Below are 3,659 nucleotides of genomic sequence, written 5' to 3' on the forward strand. Positions count from 1 at the left end.
GCGCAAGGCGCTCGCGCTCGGCGCCGATGCGGTTCTGGTCGGCCGGCTGCAACTCTACGCGCTCGCCGCGGCCGGCGCGCTCGGCGTCGCGCACATGCTCAAGCTGCTGCGCGAAGAACTCGAAGTCTGCATGGCGTTGGCCGGCTGTGCGACTCTGGACGACATCGGCCGCGACGCGCTGGCGCCAGCCGCGATGCCGCTGCTATGAGAAGCCCTCAATGTTGAACGTGATCGAGAAAGTTCTGGACGACGACGAAGTGTGCCAGTTCCGCGCTCGCCTCGAACAGGTGCAGTGGCAGGACGGCACCGCCACCGCAGGCACGCTCGCGCGCGAGGTCAAGCGCAACCTGCAGCTCGACGAGCACAGCGACACCGCGGTCGCGCTCGGCAACCATCTGCTGCGCAAGCTCGGCAACCATGCACTGTTCGTCTCGGCCGCGCTGCCGCGCAAGATCCATCCGCCGCGCTTCAACCTCTATCGTGACGGCGGCAACTATGGCGCACACGTCGACAGCGCCGTGATGCGGCTGCCCGGCACGCAGGACAGCCTGCGTGTCGATCTCGCCGCCACGCTGTTCCTGTGCGACGCCGCCGACTACGACGGCGGCGAACTGGAAATCGAAGCCGGCTTCGGCGTACAAACGATCAAGCTCGACGCCGGCGACATGGTGCTTTATCCGGCCAGCAGCCTGCATCGCGTCGCGCCGGTGACGCGCGGTGCGCGCCTCGCGGTCTTTTTCTGGATCGAAAGCCTCGTCGGCGACGAGCAGGCGCGCGCGCTGCTGTTCGATCTCGACCGGTCCATCCAGCAGCTCGCGCCACACATGTCCGCGCAGGATCCGGCTCTGCTGCGCCTGACCCACGTCTACCACAACCTGCTGCGGCGCTGCGCCGCGACTTGAGGAGCCAAAATGAAAGCCGCGATCACCGCATTGCTGTTCGTGCTGTCCTCCGCCGCATGGGCGCACGGCGACGTGCAATGCCCGAAACATCCCAAGGAAGAATGGCGCTCGCACGAGGAACTGCAGCGCAAGCTGGAGAAGGATGGATGGACGATACGCCGCATGGAGCTGACGCCGACCTGCTATGAGGTCTACGCCAAGGATCCGCAGGGCAACCGCATCGAAGCGTTCTTCGACCCCAAGACGTTCGAGCGTGTCGAAGACTAAGGTCGAGGTATGGGACAAGCCGGTGCGGATCATGCACTGGCTGCTCGTGCTCGCCGTCGCGTCCGCGTGGTTCACGCGCGGGCGTCTGGACTCGTGGCACGAATGGCTGGGCTACGCGGCACTGGTCATCGTCGCGCTGCGCATCGTCTGGGGCTTCATCGGCAGCCGCCATGCGCGCTTCGCGCAGTTCGTGCGCGCGCCGCGCGCGAGCCTGCGCTATCTGCGCGAAATTGCCACCGGCCGCGCACCGCGTCATCTTGGTCACAACCCGCTCGGCGGCTGGATGATCCTCGCCCTGCTGTCTTGTGTCTCCGCGCTCGGACTAACCGGCTGGCTGGCCACGACCGACTGGCTATGGGGCTATGCCTGGCTCGCCGAGCTGCACGCTGGCCTCGGCTGGACCTTTGTCACACTCGTCTGCCTGCATCTAGCTGGCGTGCTGTTCTCGAGCTGGCAGCATCGCGAAAACCTCGTCGCCGCAATGTTGAGCGGCAGGAAGGCCGCACCGCTGGACGGGGATGTTCGCTGAGCAATGGGATGATTTTGTTGTCTTGAAATGATGGCGACGCGAACGGCAGTGAAGCAGCCGGCGGTTGCCGCGAGTCATGTTCTCGCCGCCGTTCGTTTCCGGCCGCGGACGACATGGACGACGAGCAGCAGCGGCAAGGCCAGACCGACCAGCCAATGGATCAGGCGCACCGCGTCGCGCAATGCGTCATCGCTCGCGTAGTAGAGCAGCCAGCCGCTGGGCACGAGCACGGCGAACATCGCAATCAACACGATGCCGGTCACACGCCGCTTCGGTCGCGCGAGACCGTGGCGCACGTGCACGGCCCAGAGCAGCCCGGCCAACCACAGCATGACGAACGCGGCCGCACCGTGCAGGCGCAGCCACCAGGCCTCGAGCGGATGCGGCTCGGCACCGAACTCACCCAGGCGTTGCAGGAAATAGTGGAAAATGAGCCAAAGTATACCCGTGAGCCAGATCGCGGCGAATGCGGCATAGACGATGCGACGGTAGCGCGGCGACAGGCGCAGGCCGTACTCGCCATGAGCGCGGCGATGGTGTGCGTGACGTTCGTGTCCCGCGCCGTTCATGCGACCCTGCCTTGCGTGCGCCAGCCGTGCTGCGCGTCGTGGGTGGCGACCTGCGCGCCGTAGTCCGTGAGCACGCGTCGCGCAAGCGCCGGCGACGCAGCGAAAACGACCTTGGTCAACGCATCGGCGATCATGCAGCTCGGCGCGATCACGCTGGCAGAAGAGTCGAGGCCCACGGTCTTTCCGGCGCGCGCATCGAAATGCACGCCTGTCCAGCGGCCTTCGCGATATCGCCGGGTCGCCGCTCCGGCGCTGGAGGCAAGCGCGACATCGCGCAGCGCAACCGCACCCGCAATGCCCGCATCGCCCGCGCCGCGGAGGTGCACGATCTCTTCGCGCGGGCCAGTGACGCGCAGATCACCGCCGGCATTGACCAGCGCCTGCGTCACTCCATGTTCAAGCAGCACGTCGACAGCGCGATCGACCGCGTAGCCCTTGGCGATGCCGCCGAGGTCGAGCCACAGCGGGCGGTGCAGGCGCACACGGCCGTCGTCGGTCAACTCCACGTCGCGCCAGCTCGCGCGAGCATCGGGCAGGAACGGCGAACGCGGCGACGGCAGGAATTCCTGCGCGACGAGCCGTCCGGCGATGGTCGGATCGAAGCACCCTTGCGATCGCGCGGCGAGATCGAGCGCGCAGCGCAGCACCTCGAACGTGCGCGCATCGACTTCGACCTGCGTGCCGACCTGCGCCGCATGCAGGCGCGAGAGGTCGCTGTCCGCCGCATGGAAACTCATGCGTGCATGCACGGCCGAGACTTCGGCGAACGCGGCCTCGATCGCGACGCGCGTGCACGCCTCGTCGGACGCTTCGACGCGCATCTCGACCAGCGTGCCGAGCCAGGGCCGCGCGCGTTGCAGCATTGCACTCATGCCGATGCCTTCAATGCGATTTCGTACAACCTGAGCAGGCGCTGCACGCCTTCGGTGAGATGGCGGCACGACAAGGTCGCGCCCGAAATGATCTTGATCTCGCGGTTGAGCGCCGCCGCCTCGCCTGCGGTCTTGCCGACGAACTGCTTGCGCCACGCCGGCATGCGCACTTCGCCGCCGTGCGACTCGCGGTATTCGAGCACTTCGAGCGAAACGACCGCGCCGGCCGCATCGAGCGCAAGCGCGTAGGTGATCGCCTCGCTCTTGCCGATGACCTGATCGACGATCAGCCAACCGAGTTTTTTCTCGCCTGCGCGCGCCTCGAAGATCTGCGGCGCCCAGCCGGCCGGTGCACCGATCGAAGCCGCGGTCGCCGCATCGGGCGCCGGCGCGGCGCGGAACTCGCCCGCGGCGGGAAACGCTTCCTGCTGCGCCTGCTGCACGCTCAGGTATTGAGTCGCGAACGCGGCCTGGCTCGCCGCCGCGGCGCCCAATGGGATCAGCCAACGTATCTGCATGT

At 67.2% G+C, this 3,659-nt stretch carries 7 protein-coding genes; 4 read left to right on the forward strand and 3 right to left on the reverse strand.

Annotation, left to right across the window (positions count from 1 at the left end; all coding sequences use genetic code 11):
- From VF497_RS08465 to VF497_RS08480, 4 genes are all read left to right on the forward strand, one after another.
- Positions 1 to 208, forward strand: a 208-nt coding sequence (locus VF497_RS08465; protein WP_330887633.1) for an alpha-hydroxy-acid oxidizing protein, incomplete at its 5' end; no start/stop codon positions are given.
- Between the two features lie 10 nt (positions 209 to 218).
- Positions 219 to 902, forward strand: a complete 684-nt coding sequence (locus VF497_RS08470; RefSeq protein ID WP_330887635.1) for a Fe2+-dependent dioxygenase — start codon at positions 219 to 221, stop codon at positions 900 to 902.
- A 9-nt stretch (positions 903 to 911) separates the two neighbouring features.
- A complete protein-coding gene (locus VF497_RS08475) occupies positions 912 to 1,169 on the forward strand; it encodes a PepSY domain-containing protein (protein ID WP_330887637.1) in 258 nt (85 codons plus the stop codon).
- Complete coding sequence (locus VF497_RS08480) at positions 1,156 to 1,698, forward strand: cytochrome b/b6 domain-containing protein (RefSeq protein ID WP_330887639.1); 543 nt, start codon at positions 1,156 to 1,158, stop codon at positions 1,696 to 1,698. Before VF497_RS08475 ends, VF497_RS08480 begins: the two co-directional genes overlap by 14 nt.
- A gap of 74 nt (positions 1,699 to 1,772) precedes the next feature.
- Here the strand turns inward: VF497_RS08480 and VF497_RS08485 are convergent, their stop codons facing one another.
- From VF497_RS08485 to VF497_RS08495, 3 genes are all read right to left on the reverse strand, one after another.
- A complete protein-coding gene (locus tag VF497_RS08485) occupies positions 1,773 to 2,267 on the reverse strand; it encodes a hypothetical protein (RefSeq protein WP_330887641.1) in 495 nt (164 codons plus the stop codon).
- Positions 2,264 to 3,139: an FAD:protein FMN transferase gene (locus VF497_RS08490; RefSeq protein WP_330887643.1), complete on the reverse strand. Its 876-nt coding sequence runs from the start codon at positions 3,137 to 3,139 to the stop codon at positions 2,264 to 2,266. The genes VF497_RS08485 and VF497_RS08490 overlap by 4 nt, the downstream gene beginning before the upstream one ends.
- On the reverse strand, positions 3,136 to 3,659 hold a 524-nt coding region (locus VF497_RS08495; RefSeq protein ID WP_330887646.1), incomplete at its 5' end, for an FMN-binding protein. The genes VF497_RS08490 and VF497_RS08495, both read right to left, overlap by 4 nt.

It is taken from the genome of Rudaea sp. (assembly GCF_036383415.1).
Lineage (GTDB): Bacteria > Pseudomonadota > Gammaproteobacteria > Xanthomonadales > Rhodanobacteraceae > Rudaea.

Excerpts from the sequence above, each read along its gene's own strand:
- VF497_RS08470 (WP_330887635.1), top strand. The coding sequence starts at position 219 with ATGTTGAACGTGATCGAGAAAGTTCTGGACGACGACGAAGTGTGCCAG.
- VF497_RS08475 (WP_330887637.1), top strand. The coding sequence starts at position 912 with ATGAAAGCCGCGATCACCGCATTGCTGTTCGTGCTGTCCTCCGCCGCA.
- VF497_RS08485 (WP_330887641.1), bottom strand. The coding sequence starts at position 2,267 with ATGAACGGCGCGGGACACGAACGTCACGCACACCATCGCCGCGCTCAT.
- VF497_RS08490 (WP_330887643.1), bottom strand. The coding sequence starts at position 3,139 with ATGAGTGCAATGCTGCAACGCGCGCGGCCCTGGCTCGGCACGCTGGTC.